The 22,952-nt window shown below is 38.3% G+C and carries 22 protein-coding genes and 1 tRNA gene; 6 read left to right on the top strand and 17 right to left on the bottom strand.

Annotation, left to right across the window (positions count from 1 at the left end):
- Window positions 1-22: 22 nt before the first annotated feature.
- Window positions 23-214, bottom strand: a complete 192-nt coding sequence (gene rpsU, locus BQ5338_RS16105) for a 30S ribosomal protein S21 (protein WP_071147772.1) — start codon at window positions 212-214, stop codon at window positions 23-25.
- Between the two features lie 380 nt (window positions 215-594).
- On the opposite strand from rpsU, the gene BQ5338_RS16100 reads away from it, so the two are divergent.
- Window positions 595-2,385: an aminopeptidase P family protein gene (locus BQ5338_RS16100; protein WP_071147771.1), complete on the top strand. Its 1,791-nt coding sequence runs from the start codon at window positions 595-597 to the stop codon at window positions 2,383-2,385.
- Window positions 2,386-2,457: 72 nt separating this feature from the next.
- Window positions 2,458-2,970 (top strand): gamma carbonic anhydrase family protein, encoded by a 513-nt coding sequence (locus tag BQ5338_RS16095; RefSeq protein WP_071147770.1) that lies wholly within the window; start codon window positions 2,458-2,460, stop codon window positions 2,968-2,970.
- A 107-nt stretch (window positions 2,971-3,077) separates the two neighbouring features.
- On the opposite strand, the gene BQ5338_RS16090 is transcribed toward BQ5338_RS16095, so the two are convergent.
- Window positions 3,078-4,298 (bottom strand): 3-deoxy-D-manno-octulosonic acid transferase, encoded by a 1,221-nt coding sequence (locus tag BQ5338_RS16090; protein ID WP_071147769.1) that lies wholly within the window; start codon window positions 4,296-4,298, stop codon window positions 3,078-3,080.
- Between the two features lie 7 nt (window positions 4,299-4,305).
- Entirely contained in the window at window positions 4,306-5,823 is a 1,518-nt protein-coding gene (gene gltX / locus BQ5338_RS16085) for a glutamate--tRNA ligase (RefSeq protein WP_071147768.1), read from the bottom strand.
- Between the two features lie 94 nt (window positions 5,824-5,917).
- On the opposite strand from gltX, the gene BQ5338_RS16080 reads away from it, so the two are divergent.
- A complete protein-coding gene (locus tag BQ5338_RS16080; protein ID WP_071147767.1) occupies window positions 5,918-7,978 on the top strand; it encodes an HD family phosphohydrolase in 2,061 nt (686 codons plus the stop codon).
- On the opposite strand, the gene BQ5338_RS16075 is transcribed toward BQ5338_RS16080, so the two are convergent.
- The 9 genes from BQ5338_RS16075 to BQ5338_RS16035 form a co-directional block, all read right to left on the bottom strand.
- On the bottom strand, window positions 7,953-8,426 hold the full coding sequence (locus BQ5338_RS16075; protein WP_071147766.1) for a low molecular weight protein-tyrosine-phosphatase: 474 nt from the start codon (window positions 8,424-8,426) through the stop codon (window positions 7,953-7,955). The genes BQ5338_RS16080 and BQ5338_RS16075 overlap by 26 nt on opposite strands.
- A 4-nt stretch (window positions 8,427-8,430) precedes the next feature.
- Window positions 8,431-10,890, bottom strand: a complete 2,460-nt coding sequence (gene priA, locus BQ5338_RS16070) for a replication restart helicase PriA (RefSeq protein WP_071147765.1) — start codon at window positions 10,888-10,890, stop codon at window positions 8,431-8,433.
- A gap of 74 nt (window positions 10,891-10,964) precedes the next feature.
- Window positions 10,965-11,606, bottom strand: a complete 642-nt coding sequence (locus BQ5338_RS16065) for a porin family protein (RefSeq protein WP_071147764.1) — start codon at window positions 11,604-11,606, stop codon at window positions 10,965-10,967.
- A gap of 178 nt (window positions 11,607-11,784) precedes the next feature.
- Window positions 11,785-12,177 carry a helix-turn-helix domain-containing protein gene (locus BQ5338_RS16060; RefSeq protein WP_071147763.1) on the bottom strand — a complete coding sequence of 131 codons (393 nt, stop codon included), beginning with the start codon at window positions 12,175-12,177 and terminating at the stop codon, window positions 11,785-11,787.
- A 13-nt stretch (window positions 12,178-12,190) separates the two neighbouring features.
- Complete coding sequence (locus BQ5338_RS16055) at window positions 12,191-13,018, bottom strand: LytR/AlgR family response regulator transcription factor (RefSeq protein ID WP_078063524.1); 828 nt, start codon at window positions 13,016-13,018, stop codon at window positions 12,191-12,193.
- A gap of 3 nt (window positions 13,019-13,021) precedes the next feature.
- Window positions 13,022-13,810, bottom strand: a complete 789-nt coding sequence (locus tag BQ5338_RS16050) for a LiaF domain-containing protein (protein WP_159431336.1) — start codon at window positions 13,808-13,810, stop codon at window positions 13,022-13,024.
- A 349-nt stretch (window positions 13,811-14,159) separates the two neighbouring features.
- Window positions 14,160-14,381: a DUF2795 domain-containing protein gene (locus BQ5338_RS16045; protein ID WP_071147760.1), complete on the bottom strand. Its 222-nt coding sequence runs from the start codon at window positions 14,379-14,381 to the stop codon at window positions 14,160-14,162.
- 83 nt (window positions 14,382-14,464) lie between these two features.
- Window positions 14,465-15,019, bottom strand: coding sequence for a cob(I)yrinic acid a,c-diamide adenosyltransferase (locus BQ5338_RS16040; protein WP_071147759.1), 555 nt, complete (start codon window positions 15,017-15,019; stop codon window positions 14,465-14,467).
- A gap of 43 nt (window positions 15,020-15,062) precedes the next feature.
- Window positions 15,063-15,692, bottom strand: coding sequence for a hypothetical protein (locus BQ5338_RS16035; RefSeq protein ID WP_071147758.1), 630 nt, complete (start codon window positions 15,690-15,692; stop codon window positions 15,063-15,065).
- A gap of 210 nt (window positions 15,693-15,902) precedes the next feature.
- Between BQ5338_RS16035 and BQ5338_RS16030 the strand changes: the two genes are divergently transcribed.
- Window positions 15,903-16,235, top strand: a complete 333-nt coding sequence (locus BQ5338_RS16030) for an ArsR/SmtB family transcription factor (RefSeq protein ID WP_071147757.1) — start codon at window positions 15,903-15,905, stop codon at window positions 16,233-16,235.
- Window positions 16,236-16,375: 140 nt separating this feature from the next.
- Here the strand turns inward: BQ5338_RS16030 and BQ5338_RS16920 are convergent, their stop codons facing one another.
- Entirely contained in the window at window positions 16,376-16,540 is a 165-nt protein-coding gene (locus BQ5338_RS16920) for a hypothetical protein (RefSeq protein WP_159431335.1), read from the bottom strand.
- 353 nt (window positions 16,541-16,893) lie between these two features.
- Window positions 16,894-16,977 (bottom strand) — tRNA-Leu (locus tag BQ5338_RS16020).
- Between the two features lie 148 nt (window positions 16,978-17,125).
- On the opposite strand from BQ5338_RS16020, the gene BQ5338_RS16015 reads away from it, so the two are divergent.
- Window positions 17,126-18,208 carry a mannose-1-phosphate guanylyltransferase gene (locus BQ5338_RS16015; protein WP_071147755.1) on the top strand — a complete coding sequence of 361 codons (1,083 nt, stop codon included), beginning with the start codon at window positions 17,126-17,128 and terminating at the stop codon, window positions 18,206-18,208.
- 85 nt (window positions 18,209-18,293) lie between these two features.
- On the opposite strand, the gene BQ5338_RS16010 is transcribed toward BQ5338_RS16015, so the two are convergent.
- The 3 genes from BQ5338_RS16010 to BQ5338_RS16000 all read right to left on the bottom strand — a co-directional run bounded on the left by BQ5338_RS16010 (window position 18,294) and on the right by BQ5338_RS16000 (window position 20,578).
- On the bottom strand, window positions 18,294-18,698 hold the full coding sequence (locus tag BQ5338_RS16010) for an HIT family protein (RefSeq protein ID WP_071147950.1): 405 nt from the start codon (window positions 18,696-18,698) through the stop codon (window positions 18,294-18,296).
- An 81-nt stretch (window positions 18,699-18,779) separates the two neighbouring features.
- Window positions 18,780-19,244: a transcription elongation factor GreA gene (gene greA, locus BQ5338_RS16005; protein WP_071147754.1), complete on the bottom strand. Its 465-nt coding sequence runs from the start codon at window positions 19,242-19,244 to the stop codon at window positions 18,780-18,782.
- Between the two features lie 182 nt (window positions 19,245-19,426).
- Window positions 19,427-20,578 carry a thioredoxin-like domain-containing protein gene (locus BQ5338_RS16000; protein WP_071147753.1) on the bottom strand — a complete coding sequence of 384 codons (1,152 nt, stop codon included), beginning with the start codon at window positions 20,576-20,578 and terminating at the stop codon, window positions 19,427-19,429.
- A gap of 194 nt (window positions 20,579-20,772) precedes the next feature.
- On the opposite strand from BQ5338_RS16000, the gene pnp reads away from it, so the two are divergent.
- Entirely contained in the window at window positions 20,773-22,899 is a 2,127-nt protein-coding gene (pnp, locus tag BQ5338_RS15995; RefSeq protein WP_071147752.1) for a polyribonucleotide nucleotidyltransferase, read from the top strand.
- Window positions 22,900-22,952 lie beyond the last annotated feature (53 nt).

The following is a 22,952-nucleotide window of genomic DNA, read 5'->3' as shown; positions in this document are numbered from 1 at the left end:
GATCAAAGAAAACAGAAGATTATTAATCTTCTACTTCCTGAAGTTTTTGAACGTAAACAGCGTGTTCTTTTTTAAGTCTATTAGTAACAGATGGTTTATCGAACTGCTGTCTTCTTCTTAGTTCTTTTACGATACCGGTTTTTTCGAATTTTCTCTTAAACTTTTTCAGCGCTTTTTCGATATTTTCGCCTTCTTTTACAGGTACTACAATCATTTTATTATTATTAATATGTTATGGTTTTAAAAAATCACAGTCTATTGCGCCGCAAAATTACATATACTTTCTTTATTCACAAAACTTTCAGCCTTTTTTTATAAAGATGCCACTCAAAGTAAGGACAAAACAAGGCAATAAAAGCCTAAAATGGTCTAACTAAACCCATTAAGCAAGAGTCTTAGTGAGCAAAACATCTCTTGATAAGTTTTACTCTTATTTCGTTTGTAAAAAATAGATAGACTAAGTGCCAATAGATTAAAGAGCAGCAACTCAATTGAGAGAAACCATATATAGCTATTTAGCCCAAGAGTAACAATACCCATAAACTTAAATTCATTATCTTTGTATAGATAGAGTAAACTTATAATATTTTAATAATGGCAAAGAATATAATCAATCAACGCATTACTTGCCTACGCGAGTTACTTATAGAGCAAGGGTTAGCAGCATTCATCATTCCTAGCGCTGACCCACACCTTAGTGAATATGTATCCTCCCATTGGAAATCAAGAGAATGGATTTCAGGCTTTAATGGTTCTGCCGGAACAATCGTGATAACTCTCAATCAAGCTGGGCTGTGGACTGACTCTCGCTATTTCTTGCAAGCAGCCGAACAACTTGACGGGACTTGCATCGATTTGTATAAAGAGATGTTGCCCCAAACACCAACAATCAAAGAGTTTCTACACGATAAGATTAAAGAAGGAAGTACAATCGGTATAGATGGAAGATTGTTTTCGGCAAACCAAGTCATTGAAATGCAGAATTCATTCTCTAAGATGAACATCAAAATCCAGACATCCCTAGACCCTATGGAAGAGATTTGGAAGGATCGCCCTCCCATGCCTAAAGCACAAGCTTTTATTCATGACGAAGTTTATGCCGGAAAAAGTTGTACCGAGAAAATCAATCTCATACGAAAAGAGATGAAGAGTAAAGAAGTAGATGGGCTTTTCATCTCAGCACTTGACGAAATAGCTTGGTGTCTTAATCTAAGAGGAAGTGATGTAAAATGCACCCCTGTCATCGTCAGCTATCTACTCATAACAAAGGAAGATGTCATCTATTTCATTTCACCAGATAAATTATCACCAACTGTAGAAGCCTATTTACAAACCCATTCAATCAGTGTTTACGACTATAAGAGCGCTAGCAATTATCTTTCTACCTTAAAGATAAAGTCTATACTATTAGATCCAAATAAAACCAACTATTCGATCTATTCATCAGTAAATCCTAAATGCCTGATTACACAAGGAGAGTCTCCTCTTTGTTTATTAAAAGCCATAAAAGACGAGAAACAAATTTTAGGCATTCACAATGCTATGAAGCGTGACGGAATTGCCTTAGTGAAATTTCTAATATGGCTTGAGAAAGTTGTTCCGTCTGAATTAGAAACAGAGGTAAGTATAGATAAGAAACTTCACGAATTCCGTGCTCAACAAGATTTATATATGGGCGAAAGCTTCGATACAATCGCCGGATACAAAGAGCATGCTGCCATTGTCCACTACTCCGCCTCTGAAGAGAGTAAAGCAACCCTACATTCTAAGGGCTTTCTATTGCTTGATTCAGGAGCTCAATACCTTGACGGAACGACTGATATCACCCGCACAATAGCTTTAGGTCAATTAACCACAGAAGAAGCACGTGATTACACTCTAGTATTAAAAGGGCATATCGCCCTGTCCATGGCCAAATTTCCGGCTGGTACACGCGGAGTACAACTAGACGTATTAGCTCATATGCCATTATGGAATTATGGGATGAACTACTTACATGGCACCGGACATGGAGTAGGTCATTTCCTTAGCGTGCATGAAGGGCCACAAAGTATCCGCATGAACGAAAACCCGGTAATTTTGCAAGTAGGAATGGTTATATCCAATGAGCCGGGAGTATATAAGAGTGGGAGCCACGGTGTCCGCACTGAAAATCTGCTATTAGTATGCAAGGATCAAGAGGGCATGTTTGGAGAATATCTCAAATTTGAAACAATCACCCTCTGCCCTATCTGCAAAAAAGGGATTCTGAAAGATCTTCTTACAAATGATGAAATTAATTGGCTAAATGAATATCATCAGACTGTGTACAAAAAACTTTCTCCTTTTCTAAACAATGAAGAAAAAGAATGGTTGAAAGAGAAAACAGAAGAGTTATCAGCATAAGTGATAATTCTAATAGTTAAACAAAGAAATTCTTCTCTTAATATAAAATATATCAGAAACATTATAATTAATATGGCTTTAATAAAATCAGTAAGAGGATTTACACCTGAATTTGGTGACAACTGTTTTCTAGCAGATAATGCCACCATCATTGGTGATGTAAAAATGGGACGTGACTGTAGTATTTGGTTTAGTACAGTACTTAGAGGTGATGTAAACTCTATAAGTATTGGCAACGGAGTCAACATACAAGATGGGAGTGTGCTACACACATTATACCAGAAGTCAACTATTGAGATAGGTAACTACGTCTCTGTAGGACACAATGTGACTATACACGGAGCTAAAATAAAAGATTATGCATTAATAGGTATGGGATCAACCCTATTAGACCATGCAGTAATTGGTGAAGGAGCAATTGTTGCTGCCGGTTCACTTGTATTAAGTAATACAATTATTGAGCCCGGAAGTATTTGGGGTGGGGTACCTGCTAAATTCATTAAGAAGGTAGATCCTGAGCAAGCAAAAGAATTAAATCAGAAAATAGCTCATAACTATCTGATGTATTCAGACTGGTACAAATAACCCCGTTCTTCTCGAAAAGAGTTAAAGAAATATCCTCGTTTCATCGATCAGCTTTATAGCTCTGATAAAACGGGGATATTAAAATTCTATAGGACACAATGGCTAATTCAAAAGTTGATCATTGAGAGTATCTTATCCGTTGCTCCTGCATTACTTGTTACATAATAGCCTGCATTCGTACCGGATTCTCTTAGGAACATTTCGTCGCCAAGTAATCTATCAAATAAAGCTTTTAATTCATCATAATCTTTGATTGAAAATGCTCCTTTGGCATCAATGAGTTGAACTGCCTCCATAAATTTTTGATATTTAGGCCCAATCACAACAGGAATACCATATACAGCAGCTTCCAACGTATTATGAATTCCAACGCCAAATCCCCCTCCAATATAAGCGACTTCTCCATATCGATAAATGGAAGATAAAAGTCCAAAACAGTCAATGATTAAACAATCCGCTTTTTCCACATTCTTTTCATCTGCACGCGTATAGCGCACATACGGCCGTCTAAGTTTACTTATGATTTCCACTAAATGGTTCTCATCAATCACATGCGGTGCAATAATCAACTTCAGTTCCGGATGGTTATTGAAATACTCTAAAAACAAGTCTTCATCGGGTCCCCATGAGCTACCAGCTACAAGCGTAAATGACTCTCCCTTAAATTTAGAAATCAAAGGTAATTCTTTGGCTTCTTCACGAATTTGCAGTACGCGATCAAAGCGGGTATCCCCTACCACTGTCACCTTGTTGATACCTATACGTGACAAAAAACGTTTTGAAGTCTCATTTTGCACAAAAAGATGATCAAAATCAGTCAAAACATGGCGATACGTTCCGCCATACCATTTAAAGAACACTTGATCTTTACGAAAAATAGAAGATACACTATAAACCGGAATCCGGCGTTTATTTAACTCATCAAGATAATTCTTCCAAAATTCATACTTAATAAAGAACGCCATGCTGGGATTAACAATATCCAGGAATTTCTTCACATTACGAGGTTTATCGAAAGGCAAGTAACAAACAACATCTGCACCACGATAGTTTTTACGAACCTCATAACCTGATGGAGAAAAAAAAGTGAGTAGAATCTTATACTCCGGATATTTCATCCTTATCTTCTCTATCAAAGGACGCCCTTGCTCAAATTCACCTAACGAAGCAGCATGAAACCAGATATATTGAGCATCTTTCTCCATTTGCTGCCTCAGTAGTTCATACACCACCCAATGCCCCTTCATCATCTTCCGGGGCTTACGGCTAAAAGGAGCCATTATATGAACCAAAAGGTCATAAATGCCTATTGCGAGATCATAAAGCATAGTGTCCTTATTTCAATATTTCTACTGCACGCTTTATACGCAACAATGTTTCTTCTTTACCTAGAACCCATGAGATATCAAACATGTGTGGCCCTTTACCTTCACCCACCAATGCCAATCGAAAAGCATTCATGATATTACCCGTATGATATTCCTTCTCAGCAATCCAGTCCATCACAATCTTTTCTTGCCCTTCAATGCTAAAATCATCAATACCAGCTAAGACATCAGCCAATTCAATCATGCACTTCGCAGAATCTTCTTTCCAGCGTTTCTTAACCGTTTTTTCGTCATATTCTGTAGGAGCAACAAAGAAAAAGTGACACACATCCCACAGCTCCTGAATAAAGCTAACCCGCTCTTTCATCATGCCAACTACTGTCACTACTTTTTCAATAGAGGCCTCAACATGATGTTCTCCTAATATAGGTAGAAATAATTGCGCAATCTCTTCATTGTCCTTCTGCTGAATATACTGATGATTAAACCAAACAGCTTTTTTATAATCAAATTTAGCTCCGGACTTGTTACAACGATTCAAATCAAATAACTCTATCAACTCTTGCATTGACATGAGTTCCTTGTCATCTCCCGGATTCCATCCAAGCAATGCCAGAAAATTGATTACTGCTTCAGGAAGGTAACCGGCTTCACGATATCCTGAAGAAATTTCGGCAGTCTTCGGATCCTTCCATTGAAGTGGAAATACAGGGAAGCCCAAACGATCTCCATCGCGTTTACTCAGTTTACCATTTCCTTCAGGTTTAAGTAACAATGGGAGATGAGCAAAAGCAGGCATCGTATCTGCCCAACCGAAAGCACGATACAACAAGACATGCAGCGGAGCAGAAGGTAGCCATTCTTCACCACGAATAACATGCGAGACTTCCATTAGATGATCGTCCACAATATTTGCTAAATGATAAGTTGGCAATTCATCTGCAGATTTATATAGCACCTTATCGTCTAAGATAGAAGAATTAATCACCACTTCTCCACGAATAAGGTCATGCACACATATATCTTCATTAGGCTCTATTTTGAAGCGTACGACATACTGCTTACCTTCAGCAATCAAATTCGTTACTTCTTCCTCGGATAGAGTAAGCGAATTAGTCATCCTCATACGGGTAGAAGCATCATATTGAAAGTTAGATATTTCAGCACGCTTAGCCTCTAATTCATCCGGTGTATCAAAAGCAATATAAGCCTTTCCTGCTTCCAGTAAAAGATGTACATACTTTTTGTATATTTCACGTCGCTCAGATTGGCGGTATGGTCCATAGTTACCCCCAAAACTAACTCCTTCATCAAATTTAATTCCAAGCCAACTAAAAGATTCCAAAATGTACTCTTCCGCACCAGGAACAAACCTATTAGAATCTGTATCTTCTATACGAAAAATGAAATCACCCCCAAGTTTGCGGGCAAAAAGGTAATTATATAAAGCAGTACGCACACCCCCAATATGCAATGCTCCGGTAGGGCTTGGAGCAAATCGGACTCTTACTTTTCTTTGTGACATAAATAATTTTGTATAAGTAAATCACAGCAAAATTAAGCCTTTTTTTTCGATACTACTGTTTTTTTTTGTACTTTTCGCAAAAAAATCAACGAACATGAAATATTTAAAGACCAAGAAGCACTTCCCGTATAAAGATCTGCTATATAAAGCACTCATATTTATGGGCACAGTGGCTCTTATTGTCTACTTTCTACCCCGCGAAGGGACATTCAATTATCAATTTGACATCAATAAGCCATGGAAATATGGCCAGTTAATGGCTACATTCGACTTCCCTATATATAAAGACGACGCTGTTGTAAAACATGAACAGGATAGCATACTCGCATTCTTTCAACCTTATTATCAATTAGATAAAGGGATAGAGAAAAAAGCAATAAAGAAGTTAAAGGAGAACTTTAAACTACACTTAAACAAAGTAGTTCCATCTGTAAACTACATCCACCACATAGAGAAAACAATAGACGAACTGTATAAAGTGGGAATTGTATCTACTGAAGATATAAAGAAGATACAAAAAGACAATACTTCTTCCATCATGGTCGTAGATAGCAAGCTAGCTAACCAGCGCCCCACCAAAGGACTATTTACGGTTAAAAGCGCTTACGAATATCTGCTGTCAGCCGACACGTTACATCACAAGAAAGAGGTGCTACGCCGGTGTGCCCTCAATGAATATATATCACCTAATCTATCGTTTGATGAGCAACGAACAAAGACAGCCAAGAAAGATATCTTAGATGATTATTCATGGGCAAACGGAGTTGTGCAGAGTGGACAAAAAATCATTGACCGTGGTGAAATCGTAGATAAAAAAATGTATAACATCCTTACTTCTCTTCGGAAAGAATCTATCAAAAGAAGTGAATCAATAGGGCAAAAGCAGGTCATTCTTGGAGGACAAATTCTATTCATCGGGATACTAATGCTATGCTTCATGCTTTATCTAGAACTATTTAGAAAAGATTACTATGAACGTAAGGGTAGCCTTCCATTACTCTTCTCTCTTATCATTTTCTATTGCGTCGTTACGGCACTTATGATAAGGAATAACATTTTCAGTGTGTATGTTATTCCTTATGCCATGCTTCCTGTTATCACTCGAATATTCCTTGATTCACGAACAGCCTTTCTTGCTCATGTCATAACCATATTAGCTTGCTCCATCACATTGCGCTATCCTCATGAGTTTATTCTGCTGCAACTCACGGCAGGATTGATCGCGATTTATAGTCTACGTGAATTATCACAACGTTCTCAACTGTTCCGCACAGCATTTCTAGTGATCCTGACATATGTTGCTCTCTATTTCTCTTTTGAACTGATTACAGAAAGTGATCTATCAAAGCTGAATACAAGCATGTACACATACTTCGTTATCAACGGAATCTTGCTACTATTTACCTATCCATTACTCTTTCTATTTGAAAAAGTATTCAGCTTTACTTCCAACGTAACGCTGGTCGAACTTTCAAATATAAACAATCATTTATTACGCAAATTATCTGAGACAGTACCCGGCACTTTTCAGCACTCTCTGCAAGTAGCCAATCTGGCAGCAGAGGCAGCGATACGTGTTGATGCAAAAAGTCAGTTAGTTCGTACCGGTGCTTTGTATCATGATATTGGAAAGATGGAGAATCCGGCATTCTTTACCGAGAATCAATCTAGCGGCATTAATCCTCATGAAAAGTTAAGTTACGAGCAAAGTGCACAAATTGTGATTAGCCACGTCACGGATGGCTTGCGATTGGCTGAAAAAAATAATCTGCCCAAAGCCATAAGAGATTTTATCACGACCCACCACGGGAGAGGAAAAACCAAATTCTTTTATATATCATGGAAAAACGAACACCCCAATGAGGAACCGGACGAGGAATTATTCACTTACCCCGGGCCAAACCCCTTCTCGAAAGAGACTGCTATTTTGATGATGGCAGATGGTGTAGAAGCAGCTTCACGAAGCTTGCCCGAATACACAGAAGAAAGTATTAGCAACCTTGTTGAGAAAATAATTGATTCACAAGTAGACGAAGGATATTTCAAAGAATGCCCTATCACCTTCAAGGATATTTCAACCATCAAAGACGTATTCAAAGAGAAGCTAAGAACAATCTATCACACCAGAATCAGCTATCCTGAGTTAAAGAAGTAAACAGTCCCGAACAGGCATCTTCTAAAATATCGAGCACATATTCAAAGCCTTCACTCCCGCTGTAATAGGGATCGGGAACATGGTCTGTTTGAAACTTGATGCAATAGTCTGTCATTCGGTGAACCTTAGTCCATTCTTCAGGGGATGGAGCGCGGTCATGCAAATCATCCATGTTCCGATCGTCCATTCCGATGATCAGATCGAAGTCATAGAAATCCTCCGTACGAACCTGCCTGGAGCGATGCACTAAACTGTATCCTCTCCGAGCAGCATGCGCTCTCATACGAGAATCAGGCAATTCTCCGGCATGATAGCTTAGTATCCCGGCAGAATCGATTTCAAACTCAGCTTCAAAATTCTTCTCTTTTAAGAGTCTGAGCATGACTCCTTCGGCAGCCGGCGAACGGCATATATTTCCCAAACAAACAAAAAGTATTTTCTTCTTCATATAATTACATAGGGTCTACATCATAATAAATAATCAACGATTTGAAACGCTCATCTTGCAGTATTTCGCTCTGCGCACGAAGCAAACACTCACGAACACGTTCCATGGAAATATTAGGTTCTATTTTTAATACGATTTTTTTAATAAACAACGTTTGAATGCGTGCTACAGGAGGCTTATCAGGTCCTAAAACTCTGGAGCCAAACATCACTCTTAATTTCTCGCCCATTGCATTTGCCATTAACTCTAAGGAATCGGAATTCCGATGCTTCATATACACATAAATCAACCGATAATAAGGAGGGTATTGAAACAATTGACGTTCGGCCAACTGTCCTTCTACCATCTGTTCATAATCGTTAGCTATCACCTGCTCTATGATAGAATGATCAATGCTCTTTGTTTGAAGTATTACCTTACCCCGTTTATGTTTCCGCCCAGCACGTCCAGACACCTGTGCCATTAGCTGAAAAGCTCTTTCGTAAGAGCGAAAATCAGGGTAATTTAGCATCGTGTCTGCATTTAATATTCCAACCACACTCACATGATCAAAATCCAATCCCTTGGATACCATCTGAGTACCTATCAAAATATCCGTCTTTCCTTCCTCAAAGTCTGCAATAATCTTCTCGTAAGCAGTTCTCGTGCGAGTAGTATCCATATCCATACGAGCCACCGATGCTTCAGGAAAAAGTGTTTTTATATCGTCTTCGATCTTTTCTGTTCCAAAACCACGATGCATCAGCTCAACCCCTTCGCAAGCCGGACAAGAGCGGGGCAACTGATACGTGTAGCCACAGTAATGACAAGTAAGTTGATTCAGGCCTTTATGGTACGTCAAACTTACATCACAATTCTTGCATTTCGGCACCCATCCGCAGGTGCGACACTCTACCATTGGGGCAAACCCACGTCGATTCTGAAAAAGAATCACTTGCTCTTTTTTAACCAAAGCCTCAGTGATAGAAGTTAGCAGAAGAGGAGAGAAAGGTCCCGACATTCGTTTCTTACGATGAAGTTCTTTTATATCCACCGGAATTATTTCAGGTAGTTGAATCTCTTTATACCGTTCTTTGAGTTCTACCAAACCATATTTACCTACCGTTGCGTTATGGTAAGTTTCAATAGAAGGGGTAGCCGTCCCCAGCAAAGTTTTAGCTCCATACATGGCAGCAAGAACAATTGCTGCATTGCGAGCATTATACCGAGGAGCAGGATCTTGTTGCTTATAAGTATTTTCGTGTTCCTCATCGACAATAACCAATCCCAAATTCTTAAATGGTAAAAAGATAGAAGATCGAACACCAAGTATGATATCATAATCGTTCTCACCGAGTTGCTTCTGCCAAATTTCCACTCTCTCCGCATCAGGAAACTTCGAATGATAAATGCCCAAACGCGAGCCAAACACACGTCTAAGTCGCTCAGTAATTTGAGTAGTCAAAGCTATTTCAGGCAATAAATAGAGTACCTGCTTTCCTTGACGAATGGCTTCTGCAATGAGATGAATATAAACTTCCGTTTTGCCACTGGAAGTGACTCCATGCAACAAACAAACATTCTTTTGCTGAAAGCAAGCTAAGATATCTTCATGCGCCCGGTCCTGAAATTCATTCAACGGATTTAGTTCTACTACCCCACGCTGTTTTTTATCCAAACGACCGATTTCATACTCATACACGTCAAATATATGTTTCTCTACCAGCCCATTAAAAACAGATACTGAAACTATCGCCTGCTGTAAGAGTTCTTTCTTAGAGACCTCTTCCAAAGTATTTTCCCCCATAAAACCAGAGAGTTCTACGTATTTCATCAGCAAAGCCAGTTGCTTAGGAGCACGAGAGAGTTCATCAAATAACTCTCTCAATCTTTCCTCCTTAGCAGCCTCAGCCGTGAGATGAACACGCGTCTCAGTCTTGGGCTTATAATTGCGACGTAACTCCTCTTTCACAAACAGAGCTCCTTTATCAAGCAACGATTTCACGACTCCTAATACATTTTTTAAACCGCTATCTTTTTCTAGTTTGGTTACACTTTGCTCCTTTTCTTTTACGAGTAAGTCAACAATGCATTGTTCCTTATCCGTCAACCTCTCCACTGTTTCAAACTCCGGATTATACTCCACCACTGTTTCACTTTCCAACTTCAGTCCCGAAGGTAAGGCAGCCTTATATACATCTCCCTGCGTACACAAATAATAATCGGCCAACCACTCCCAAAACTTAAACTGCTTAGGAAAAAGTATGGGAGAGACATCAAGCACTGCCGAAACCTCTTTCACTTCATATTCCGTAGGAGCACAATAATGCACATTGCAGACAATAGCGGTATAATACTTCTTTCGCCCGAAAGGAACCACCACTCTGCAACCGGCTTTTACTTCGTCCGAACCTTCATCGGGAAGAGAATAAGTAAAATTACGGGGGAGTGGCAAAGGTAAGATGACATCTACATATTTTTTCATCGTGAGGACAAAGATACAAAAAAAGGCTCTCCACAAAATGGAGAACCTCTATATTAGAATATAAAAATCAATCTTTAAAAAAGATAAGCGACAGAAACCTGCCAAACTTTAGATTTAAAAGAACCACCATCTAAGCTGCCCAAAGCGCCGCCATCAACACTCGCCTTAGCAGAATCCGTCAAGCCCATGTTATAGTTCACGCCTAGTTGCAGATGATTAATCAGTTTAACGCCAACACCTAAGTTAAGAGCCACTTCCGATTTTTCATAATCAATGGCTGCTTCTCCGGTACTAAGAGTTAGTTTATCATCAGACTTCATATTAAAAAAGAAGCTAGGACCGGCAGCAAAATACAGACTAGCTAAGCTACCCAAACCAACAGAATACTTCAAGTTGATTGGAATTTCAATACCTTGCTGCTCAAAAGTTTTACTTTTAGAAACAGTGCCATCTTCATAAGAAAATTTTGTTCCCTTTTGTGAATACATCAATGCTCCGTCTATCCCTATACCTATAATTGGAATCGTGACATCCACCATCGGCCCTATAAAAAAACCAGTATAACTATCAGCATTCCCTTTATCCTTCCAAGCATCAGAAAGTGAGGCTGACGCCAAGTTCAAACCACCCTTCACTCCCAATTTAATTTGAGCTTGAGCAGGTACAACCATAGCTAAACATACGGTTATCATTAAACCACTAAATAATTTGTTCATAAGTCTTTGCGTATTAGTATTTCGAGACAAATATATGTATTTATATCTGAAAAACACAATCAGAGACCAACTTGTTCACTAAGAGCTTTCAAGAGTTCTTTCATCAAGTATCAATATGCTAGAAGAAATGAAGCAGCAACTTCAGTTGAAAAATGAATATGAAAATCCAAAATATTATTCAAACTTCAGCATCTGAGGCTATCATCATCTTTTTAATCAAATCTTTCCCTAATGGTTGAGGATAAGAGAACTCTTCAAAAGAAAATAAGCTATCGCCAAACTCCTTACGAAAAGATCGAATAAGCGTTTCCGGTTCAAGACGGAAGGCCTTTGCCACATCATATAATGATTGATAAGTAGAAAGCCTTCGCTTAGCCTCCATCAATACACGTAAACGGATATATTTAGAAAGATATATCCCTGTTACTTTATGAAACATTCTACTCAGACGTTGTGGTGAGTAATGTAGCACTTGAGATAGTTCCCGCACATCTACTCCCTCATCAATATGCCATTCAATGTGAATCAAAGATTCTACTATAATCTCTTGTTCTTTCATTCTTGCTTCCATTTTCAATATCCATTTACAGTTTCAACACTTCTTTTAAAGCCTTATATCCGGCCGTACTTGCTTTTATCTGATGCCCATTTTTAAGCGTGATCATTTGTTGTTGCTTCTTATACAGTTCGATGCGCAACACCTTTTCTATATTCACAATACATGACCGATGTATCCTCACAAATTGATTCTCAGGTAAATGAGCCACAAAGTATTTCATAGTTTGTTCCTTCAGATACTTCGATTCTTCGGTAAACAGAATAACATAATCTCCATCAGCCTGCAGATAGTAGATATCCTCTATAAATATTACCTGTATTTTTTGTCCCGATTTTACAGCTATACGCTCAAGCATCTCATTAGCAACATTGATCGGTCGTACTTCTTCCTCTTCATCGAGCAATGCATGCTCAGGCTCATCCAGTTCCTTCCGCGATAGTGAAAAGTCATGCCCCCCATAAGCAACAAGTATTAAAACTCCAATAAACAGGTGTAATGGAAAAAGGGTCAGCAATAGAACAAATTCCACTTGAGTAAACATCATATAAATAAGCAACAAATAGATTCCAGCCCATAAAGCTAGAACAAAAAGCCCCAATGTGATGTAATTCAATACCGTTCGGGGAATAATCACAAACCCTGTATTATTGTTCTGAGACAACATGCTCCAATTCCATAGCCATCCTGTAGCAGCAATTAGTCCCGAAAACAAGGAACAATTCAATAATAAAACCGCTGTAGGTAGAGCTAGCAATGGTGTCATTGCTCCCCAGCAACAAAGAGTTAAAGCTATCCACAAAACAACGTAAGTAATTTCTTTTTTTATTGTATAATATGAGTAAATCGCATTCATTCGTTAGTTTCTTAATTCTCCACTCCCAAGGACTCCGGCTCCTTCGATAATTAAGCGCTTCGTTGTGTCAAACTGCTGCTCACTATCTATACGTCCATCCTTGAATGTGTACATAACTGATTCAATCTTAATATCCACCGTCCAATGGACAGGCACGTAAATGGTAACACTACCTAATACTGTATTCAAATTCAACACCGTATTTCCATCTGCCAGATTTGTTTTTCGCAAATCGAGTATTGTCTCCCCAAACACAGTGTTTATTTCTCCTCCCTTAAAAAGTGGATCGAGAACAATGTATTTGCCGCTAGAAAACACACTCTGTTTGTTGAAGTATCCTTCGGTATACTCCTCTGTTGTTCCTCCACCTATGTCATTCATTGTTTTCCTACTTGAACAACATCTGCGATTAACCCGAGAGCAGCGCAAAGAATGGGGTAGTAACATATAAACTAAAGAAATAACTCCGGCAGTAATCAACAGAATCGGCCAATAAGTATGTTCGAACCCATCGACTCGTAGAGGAAAGAAGTCCGGATATATAATGAGGATACGTGGCAATAAAAAGAAAGCCCCGACAGTAGATAAAATAGCCCCCGACCAGAAGCGGCACTTAAACAGAGAAGTAACTCCAATAAAGAGTACAAGCATTGGCCAAGAAAAAAGGAAGGCCTTATACGGTTGTGGGATAAAACCCAGATTGAGGCCAAGAAAAACGAAGCCTACAATTATAAGTAATACTGCAAATTGAGCAGTATGTTTCTGATGATGGTCTCTTTTATAAGTTTTCATATTCATTTTTTTAGTTTTCTGCAAATATAAGAGAATCAACACGTTACATGCAATAACTAATCGATAAACATCACAGTAAACCCGATGAACGCATGTCTGTGCCCGATGAAACATACATTCATCCTGCTTATAGCATGTCATCTACTTCTAGTTTACCTAAATCGAGCATACAAAACATCCCCATGTTATATCACACAACATCCGGATGTTTTATAATAGAACATGGGGATGTAATATAGCACAACATGGGGATGTTTTTACTTATGTAAGAGTATAAAAAGAAGCTTGGCTACTCACCATAAAGGTCAATAGCCAAGCTCTTTTAATATTCTTTCGTCTATGTGTTTGTTTAATACTCTTCCTCGTTGAAGAAAAAATCTTCTTTACTAGGATAATCAGGCCAGATATCTTCTATACTCTCATAGATTTCACCTTCATCTTCCATCTCTTGAAGATTTTCGATTACTTCAAGAGGAGCACCCGAGCGCATAGCAAAATCGATAAGTTCATCCTTGGTAGCAGGCCAGGGAGCATCTTCCAATTTAGATGCTAATTCCAATGTCCAATACATAGTTTTAAAATATTTAAAATGTGAATATTAATGCCTATCCTCTATTTTTTCGGCAAAAGTATAATAAAATAGCTCACTTGCAACTATTTATTCCAAAATATTTCTTCTTTTGATTCAAGAAAATTAATTTTACGCGATAAGACAAATAAATAATCGGAAAGCCTATTTATATAAGCCAATAGATTGGCATCTATTTCATAATCTTCTGTAAGACTCAAGATGCGCCTCTCTGCCCGTCTGCACACAGTACGACAGACATGAGCGATAGCTGCTCCCCTTGATCCTCCGGGAATAACAAACCAACGCAAAGTTGGCAACATTTCGTCCGCAGCATCAATCTCTGCTTCCATCAGAGCAACATCGTCAGGAACAATGATACTAACATCGTGCAATTTGACTTTATCTTGATCTGTAGCCAAATGGGATCCTACCGCAAACAATTTATCTTGCACTGCCGAAACGAACAAGCAATCTCGTTCTTCTGTAAGATAAGTTACTAACAAGCCAAGATTTGCATTCAATTCATCAACTGTTCCGTAAGCCTCAAGGCGAGCATGAGCTTTTGACACACGTGTTCCCCCTATCAGGCCGGTTGTTCCTTTATCGCCGGTTTTTGTATATACAAGACTCTTCTTCATCTTTTTACGTTATTAGTGATTTATCATTAACATTAGTATAAGTCTAAAAGTTGATTAGATAATGTTGTTTTATCTTCTTTTTATCAAAAAAGAGAATCCCAAGATCGTAAAGATCGAAACTTATCCCCGTACGCTCATCAGCCTGGATATTTTCCCAGATAGATTGCATCTCCGCAGAGTACCTTATTCCTTGCACGACAAACACTGACTGAGGGTGAGCACGATCTACACAAATATGGAAGGCCTCTTCCACAAAGGATGGGTTGTTATAATTATGTAAATAAAGAAAATCCATTGGGAGATCTTTCTCTAAAGATAGCTCCGAAAGATCTGAGAAAGCACTATAATTTGCATTAGCTTTAGGGGCACGCAGATAAAGAGCAGAAGATGAAAGGGTACCGACATCAATAATCGTATTCGGCAGTGAAAAATTCACAAGTCTAAACAATAGCCTCTTCAATTTAATTGATTCGTGCACCCAGTCTCTCCTCATATTATGAGACATTTCCTTCTCCTCCAGAAGCAAATCTTTGTATGCAGCATAAGGCTTCTTTTCATAGATAACTGAGGTTATAAAGTTAAATGCAAAGGGGGAATGTACGCCATAGCCACAACGATAACGAAAGCGTTGCAACCAAATAAACGGGCGTTTTAATTTAAAAATCACATTCATGGTTTAAACAGACTATTTTGCAGCCACAAAGATAGCTTTTTTTATATCGCAGAAAACGGTATGCGGCTATTTTGTACTTTTATTACACATTAACAACCCCTAATGGATCTTGGTCCTTTAAGATATTTAAAGCTGAAAGTGAGTTAAAAGAGCCTTGATATATTGTATAACGAACTAACGTTCGTACATTTGCGAATTAATAAAACAAGTATGGAAGAGACTAAAAAAAAATATTCCCCAAAACAAGAACAAATTGCACGTTTTGCCAAGGCATTAGGGCATCCTACCAGAGTTGCCATATTGCACTTTTTGGCTTCACAAGATTGCTGCTACTTTGGTGATATTCACGATGAATTGCCTATAGCAAAAGCGACTGTGTCACAACATCTGAAAGAATTGAAAGAAGCAGGATTAATTCAAGGCGAAATAGAGTCTCCTAAAGTGAAATATTGCATCAACGCCGAGAATTGGCTATTGGCACAAAATCTCTTTGCCGAGCTCTTCAAAGATTGCACCAAAAAAAAAGAAAAGTGTTGCAAATAGCTGCTATCAACAAAGACATAAAATAGACAATCTCCTTACTTTATAATAAAAGACAAACTATTAATAAAGGCCTAATTTACAAGTAGAAATTAGAGCATTTATTATAGTCTGCCACATTCTGTATCAAACAGAGTACTACACTACTCTCTATCTCTGTTTGTCGTAGTATCCTTTTCAGTACCCTGAACAATTACTGAAACGTATTCAGTTGGATGTCCGTCACTGAAAAGCACACGCCCTTTGAATGAGCCATTCTGAGCATGCAAAAAGAATGCTCCACTCAAAAAACGTTTGATTGACCTCATTATTCTTTTTTTTAACTGTTTTAATTTGCTGCAAAATTACTCTAACAATGAGGACGGTACAATCAGTTGTTTTAGGTAAAGAGCCGTATTAAACCACCTTTATATAATGAGGAAAGATAATGAGATACAATATATAAACAGAAAAACGATACAAGTATCAGAGCGCATCACGATTGATGCAATCACCAGCCAATTAAAGATAAGCTGTAAAAGGGTAAATAAATATCTCCCTGATCTAGTGTTTAAGAATGGGCATTATGTCATCGCAATCAAAATAAGTTATTTTAAAAGATTATCCTCTAATATAAAAAAGCCCCTCAAAATCAAGTGATTAAGAGAGGCTTTTTAGGATGTACCCAGACCCGGGGTCGAACCGGGATGGAAGTGAATCCACTGGTGTTTGAGACCAGCGCGTCTACCGATTCCGCCATCTGGGCTTAATTGCGGTGCAAAGATACTTCTTTTTTTGAATTCTGCAAGGGAATAAGCAGAAAAACAAGAGATAAATAATAAAACACATGCGGGACTTTCTGAATTCACGAAATTAGCGCTACATTAGCGGAAACTTTTAATAAAGTCAATATCATGACAAATAAGGATAATTATTGTGTAATAATGGGCGGTGGAATTGGTAGCCGATTCTGGCCTTTTAGCCGCAAAACGCTCCCAAAGCAGTTTCTCGATTTTTTTGGAACAGGCCGCTCACTATTACAGCAAACATTCGACAGATTTAATAAGATTATTCCGGCTGAAAACATTTTTATTGTAACTAACGCCATGTATGCTGACTTAGTAAAAGAGCAACTACCTGGATTAAAATCGGAACAAATATTACTTGAACCTACAAGAAGAAATACTGCTCCTTGCATAACATGGGCAGCTTATCATATACGAGCATTAAACCCTGATGCCAATATTGTTGTTGCTCCTTCCGACCATCTAATACTCAAAGAAGGCGACTTTCTAGATACGATAGAGAAAGGATTATACTTTGTGTCTCAATCGAATAAGCTCCTGACTCTTGGCATTAAACCGAACAGACCGGAAACAGGATATGGATATATACAGATAGCTGAGAAAGAGGCCGAAAACTTTTATAAAGTCAAAACATTTACTGAAAAACCAGAACTAGAATTAGCGAAGGTTTTTGTAGAAAGCGGAGAATTTTATTGGAATTCAGGTCTGTTCATTTGGAATGTAAATACGATAATAACAGCAGTAGAAGAGCTTATTCCTGAATTAGCCGAAATTTTAGCTGAAGGAGAAAGCGCATACGGAACATCTAAAGAGAGTGCTTTTATTGACAGCCATTTTCCTGCTTGCCCGAATGTATCCATCGATTTCGGAATTATGGAAAAAGCGAACAATGTATATGTCTCTCTAGGTGACTTTGGTTGGTCGGACTTGGGGACATGGGGATCGTTATACGATCTATCACCAAAAGATCTGGATAAGAATGTAGTACTGAAATGCCAGTCAATCATCTATGACGGCAGAGACAACATCATAGCCCTCCCTGAAGGAAAACTTGCTGTGATAGAAGGGCTAGAAGGTTATCTTATCGCAGAATCAGACAACGTGCTGCTTATTTGCAAAAAAGATGAAGAACACGCTATTAGGAAATACGTAAATGATGCGCAAATAAAACTTGGAGACGACTATATTTAACGATCAATCCTCCAAAAAGAAAAAGGGTACCTCTTAGAAGTACCCTTTTTCTTTTTGGAGGATGAGATGAATATATGTTTGGTCTCTATTCTTCGGCAATCCAAGCTGTATGTATCGACTCAGCAATAGCCGAAAATTCTTCTTCTGAGAGCTTTAACTTAGGATTAGAGATTACCATATCCGATTCTTTGTTAATAGGGATCAAATGAATATGAGCATGTGGAACTTCAAGACCCATTACTGCCATCCCCACCCGCTTACAAGGTATAGCAACTTCAATCGCCTTGGCCACCTGTTTTGCGAAAATAGACATTGCAGCAAGGTCTTCATCTGTTAAATCAAAAATATAATCAATCTCTTGCTTAGGGATTACAAGCGTATGGCCTTTTACTAAAGGATTAATATCGAGAAAAGCAAAGAACTTATCGTTTTCTGCCACCTTGTAACAGGGAATTTCACCTGCAATAATTCGACTAAAAATAGTTGCCATAAACATTTCTATAAAACCGATACTCTAGATATATATAAAAAAAGGCTGAAAACCATACGATTTTCAACCTTAGACTTTCTTTTAAAAAGAGATGTTCATAATTTCAAGGTGCACTGTGCCTTGCGGAACTTGAATTTCAGTAACATCACCAACTTTCTTTCCAAGTAGGCCCTGAGCAATAGGGGTACTTACAGACAGCTTACCTTCTTTTAGGTTTGCTTCACTTTCCGACACGATAGTATAAACCATCTTCGTGCCGTTTTTCAGGTTCTTCAATTCGACTTTACTAAGTATTTGCACCGAATCGGTCGTCAATTTAGACTCGTCAATGATTTTAGCATTAGAAATAATCATTTTCAATTTATTGATCTTCATTTCCAACATACCTTGAGCTTCTTTAGCCGCATCGTATTCTGCATTTTCAGACAAGTCACCTTTGTCTCTAGCTTCTGCTATCTGCCTTGACATCTCAGGACGATTAACAGTCTCCAACACTCTAAGTTCTTCAACTAGCCTTTTGTAACCTTCTTCAGACATATAAGCCATAACATTTCCTCCTTACTTAATTATTATAACGGTCATATAAAACAAAAAAGAATTCCAACATGGATATGCTGGAACCCTCTCTCAATTCTTTCTTTGGCAAATGTAATACTTTAAACAATACGTGTCAAGTAAAAACAGATGCTATGAAACATATTTAACAGTATCTTCTCACTTATAACAACTTAGAGCAATGCTTTAATTGCGGCATCTAAATCTTTCAGATTTTCGCCACGCGCACTTAAATCATTGTTTTTGTTCACAAGAAAGTAAGCAGGCACTTGCTTCACATTATAAATACTAGCGATAGTAGAATAAACTCCATTTGCATCACGAACACAAATCCAAGGTAGATTATCTACTGAAGATTTCCAAAAATGCTCGTCAGCATCTAGAGAAACTTGATAAATCTCGAAACCTTGAGAAGCATATTTATTATATAAATCACGTAACGTGAAATTATGTGCAGACGATACAGCACTCTGATAGATGGTGAAATCCAACAGCACAACTTTACCTTTCAAATCACTCAACTTGCGCAAGTTCCCTTTTAAATCTCTCAATACAACATCTATCACGCCTGTTTCCAAAATTTTAGATTTAGGAAGCTCTAATGTTTTTTGTTGAGGGGTACGAGTGTTTTTCATCCCTTTTATAACAATATTGTAGAGATTTTCAGAGCGGTTAGCATGTGGGTATAAGTTATTAAGACTAGTAGCTACTGCAGCAAAGCATTTAACATCCTCTTTACTATTCAACGGATCAAATATCAAGTAATTATTCAACTTCTGGAACAAAGCAAAATAAGCCGCTGTAGTATTTGGAGCAGAGAATATATAATTGATTTTCACATCATCTTTGTATCTTTTCAGAACCATTGACAAACTATCTTCAAAAACATCATTGGCAATTGCATTCGATTGCAATCCTTTAACTAAAACATCAACATCTGATTGCAATTTAATTTGTTTTAGAGTAAGTTCCTTTATCTTCGTACAATTATTAGAACCTTCAACTGAATAAGCAGTAGTAAAGTCTACATAAGGAGCTTTTACCGAAATGGTTTCGGTTGAGTCAACAGAAAAGTTTATGACCTTTTCATCCAACCTCAAACGATAAAATTCAGGGGATTCCGGACGAAGCTCTTTAAAACTAAAAGTTCCATCTTTTTTTAACTTAACAGAATCAAGAGGTACAATTCCTTCAAGTCCGGAAGCTTCCAGATAAAGCATTTTCCCATCAGCACCGGAGATTTCTCCTTTCACATTAAATTTAGGATCAGTATTGCAAGAACTAAGCAACAGTACTGCAAGAGCAACTAAAGATACTTTCTTCATATTTTATGCTTGTTATTTTAGTCTGCAAATATACTCCTTTTCAAGATTAGTCAAAGCATTTTGCACGGTTCTTCACTCTATAATAAAAAAAAACAAACTAAAAGTAACTTTTTATCTCATTTCCAGTATATTAGAACGATAAATGTATATATTTGCACGAATTTTGAAAGAAAGATATAGATAAAACATTTTTTATGATTAACCCAATTGTTAAAACGATCGAGTTGGGAGATGGCAGAACCATCACACTCGAAACGGGAAAATTGGCAAAACAGGCTGACGGTTCCGTCATGCTGCGTATGGGAAATACCATGCTGCTTGCTACTGTTTGTGCCGCTAAAGATGCCGTTCCCGGAACAGATTTTATGCCTTTACAGGTAGAGTATAAAGAAAAATACGCTGCATTCGGCCGCTTCCCAGGCGGTTTCACCAAAAGAGAGGGAAGAGCCTCTGATAATGAAATTCTTACTTGTCGCCTTGTTGACCGCGCTCTTCGTCCTTTATTCCCAGACAATTATCACGCTGAGGTATACGTAAATATCATCCTCTTTTCAGCTGATGGTGTTGATATGCCAGACGCTCTAGCTGGGCTTGCAGCATCTGCTGCATTAGCCGTTTCAGATATCCCATTCAATGGGCCAATTTCAGAGGTTCGTGTTGCACGTATTGCTGGTCAATATGTAATCAATCCGTCTTTCGAACAACTGGCAAAAGCAGACATGGACATTATGGTAGCTGCTACCTACGAAAATATCATGATGGTAGAAGGCGAGATGAGTGAAGTCTCTGAAGCTGAATTACTGGAAGCCATGAAAATTGCCCATGAAGCGATCAAAATTCATTGCAAAGCTCAAATGGAGCTAACTGAAGAAGTTGGTAAAGCCGTAAAACGCGAATATTGCCATGAAGTGAATGACGAAGAACTTCGTGAATCCGTTCATAATGCTTGTTATGCTAAGGCGTATGCAATTGCAGAATCAGGCAACAAAAATAAGCATGAACGCGAAGACGCGTTTAAAGCAATTCGCAACGAGTTCAAAGCAACTCTTAGTGAAGAAGAATTAGCTGCAAAAGGTGCACTCATTGATAAATACTACCACGATGTGGAAAAAGAGGCTATGCGCCGCTGTATTTTAGATGAAGGCAAACGCCTCGATGGACGCAAGACAACAGAAATTCGCCCTATTTGGAGTGAAATCGGTTATCTACCTGGACCTCACGGATCTGCTATCTTCACACGTGGAGAAACACAATCTCTTACATCTGTTACACTCGGTACCAAAATGGACGAGAAAACAATCGACGATGTATTGTTTCATGGAAAAGAGCGTTTTTTACTACACTATAACTTCCCTCCCTTCTCTACAGGTGAAGCGAAGGCACAACGTGGCGTTGGTAGACGTGAAATCGGACATGGAAACCTTGCTCACAGAGCACTTAAGAAAATGATTCCGGACAACTACCCATATGTAGTACGTGTAGTATCCGAAATTCTTGAATCAAATGGTTCTTCTTCTATGGCTACTGTTTGCGCTGGTACACTGGCTTTGATGGATGCTGGAGTTAAGATTAAGAAACCTGTATCAGGTATTGCTATGGGACTAATCAAGAACGCAGGAGAAGAAAAATACGCTGTACTTTCTGATATTCTCGGCGATGAAGATCACTTGGGAGACATGGACTTCAAAGTAACAGGAACGAAAGATGGTATTACCGCTACTCAGATGGATATCAAAGTAGACGGTTTATCATTTGAAATCTTGGAACGTGCTCTTAATCAAGCCAAAGAAGGACGTATGCATATCCTCGGAAAGATATTGGAAACAATAGAAGAGCCACATGCTGAGCTGAAAGATCATGCACCTCGTATAGAAACGCTGACTATTCCGAAAGAATTCATTGGAGCAATAATCGGCCCTGGTGGAAAGATTATTCAAGGAATGCAGGAAGAGACTGGCGCTACAATTACTATTGAAGAGGTTGACGGCATAGGCAGAATCGAGATAGCAGGTACAAACAAACAAGCTATTGAAAATGCAATACGCATCATCAAAGGCATTGTATCAGTCCCTGAAGTAGGTGAAGTATATAAAGGTAAAATTCGTTCCATCATGCCATACGGAGCATTTGTAGAATTCCTTCCTGGAAGAGACGGTTTGCTCCATATCTCAGAAATGGATTGGAAACGCCTTGAAACGGTAGAAGAACTCGGCATCAAAGAAGGTGATGAGATTGAAGTGAAATTGATTGAAATTGATCCTAAAACAGGTAAATTTAAACTATCAAGAAAGGTTTTACTTCCTCGCCCAGAGAAAAAATAAGTAACAACTCTTATATATAAAAAAGCTTGGCTACCCCTTTGGCAGCCAAGCTT

It is taken from the genome of Bacteroides ihuae, from assembly GCF_900104585.1.
GTDB classification, from domain to species: domain Bacteria; phylum Bacteroidota; class Bacteroidia; order Bacteroidales; family Bacteroidaceae; genus Bacteroides; species Bacteroides ihuae.
The sequence above is the reverse complement of the archived record's forward strand: the minus strand, read 5'-3'. Positions and strand labels throughout refer to the sequence as shown.

Excerpts from the sequence above, each read along its gene's own strand:
- BQ5338_RS16040 (WP_071147759.1), bottom strand. The coding sequence starts at position 15,019 with ATGAAGAAGAGTCTTGTATATACAAAAACCGGCGATAAAGGAACAACC.
- BQ5338_RS16050 (WP_159431336.1), bottom strand. The coding sequence starts at position 13,810 with ATGAAAACTTATAAAAGAGACCATCATCAGAAACATACTGCTCAATTT.
- BQ5338_RS16920 (WP_159431335.1), bottom strand. The coding sequence starts at position 16,540 with ATGAGGTCAATCAAACGTTTTTTGAGTGGAGCATTCTTTTTGCATGCT.
- greA (WP_071147754.1), bottom strand. The coding sequence starts at position 19,244 with ATGGCTTATATGTCTGAAGAAGGTTACAAAAGGCTAGTTGAAGAACTT.
- BQ5338_RS16075 (WP_071147766.1), bottom strand. The coding sequence starts at position 8,426 with ATGAAGAAGAAAATACTTTTTGTTTGTTTGGGAAATATATGCCGTTCG.
- pnp (WP_071147752.1), top strand. The coding sequence starts at position 20,773 with ATGATTAACCCAATTGTTAAAACGATCGAGTTGGGAGATGGCAGAACC.
- BQ5338_RS16045 (WP_071147760.1), bottom strand. The coding sequence starts at position 14,381 with ATGTATTGGACATTGGAATTAGCATCTAAATTGGAAGATGCTCCCTGG.
- BQ5338_RS16095 (WP_071147770.1), top strand. The coding sequence starts at position 2,458 with ATGGCTTTAATAAAATCAGTAAGAGGATTTACACCTGAATTTGGTGAC.
- priA (WP_071147765.1), bottom strand. The coding sequence starts at position 10,890 with ATGAAAAAATATGTAGATGTCATCTTACCTTTGCCACTCCCCCGTAAT.
- rpsU (WP_071147772.1), bottom strand. The coding sequence starts at position 214 with ATGATTGTAGTACCTGTAAAAGAAGGCGAAAATATCGAAAAAGCGCTG.
- BQ5338_RS16100 (WP_071147771.1), top strand. The coding sequence starts at position 595 with ATGGCAAAGAATATAATCAATCAACGCATTACTTGCCTACGCGAGTTA.
- BQ5338_RS16065 (WP_071147764.1), bottom strand. The coding sequence starts at position 11,606 with ATGAACAAATTATTTAGTGGTTTAATGATAACCGTATGTTTAGCTATG.
- BQ5338_RS16090 (WP_071147769.1), bottom strand. The coding sequence starts at position 4,298 with ATGCTTTATGATCTCGCAATAGGCATTTATGACCTTTTGGTTCATATA.
- BQ5338_RS16060 (WP_071147763.1), bottom strand. The coding sequence starts at position 12,177 with ATGGAAGCAAGAATGAAAGAACAAGAGATTATAGTAGAATCTTTGATT.
- BQ5338_RS16035 (WP_071147758.1), bottom strand. The coding sequence starts at position 15,692 with ATGAATGTGATTTTTAAATTAAAACGCCCGTTTATTTGGTTGCAACGC.
- gltX (WP_071147768.1), bottom strand. The coding sequence starts at position 5,823 with ATGTCACAAAGAAAAGTAAGAGTCCGATTTGCTCCAAGCCCTACCGGA.
- BQ5338_RS16055 (WP_078063524.1), bottom strand. The coding sequence starts at position 13,018 with ATGAATGCGATTTACTCATATTATACAATAAAAAAAGAAATTACTTAC.
- BQ5338_RS16080 (WP_071147767.1), top strand. The coding sequence starts at position 5,918 with ATGAAATATTTAAAGACCAAGAAGCACTTCCCGTATAAAGATCTGCTA.
- BQ5338_RS16000 (WP_071147753.1), bottom strand. The coding sequence starts at position 20,578 with ATGAAGAAAGTATCTTTAGTTGCTCTTGCAGTACTGTTGCTTAGTTCT.
- BQ5338_RS16010 (WP_071147950.1), bottom strand. The coding sequence starts at position 18,698 with ATGGCAACTATTTTTAGTCGAATTATTGCAGGTGAAATTCCCTGTTAC.
- BQ5338_RS16030 (WP_071147757.1), top strand. The coding sequence starts at position 15,903 with ATGGAAGAGACTAAAAAAAAATATTCCCCAAAACAAGAACAAATTGCA.
- BQ5338_RS16015 (WP_071147755.1), top strand. The coding sequence starts at position 17,126 with ATGACAAATAAGGATAATTATTGTGTAATAATGGGCGGTGGAATTGGT.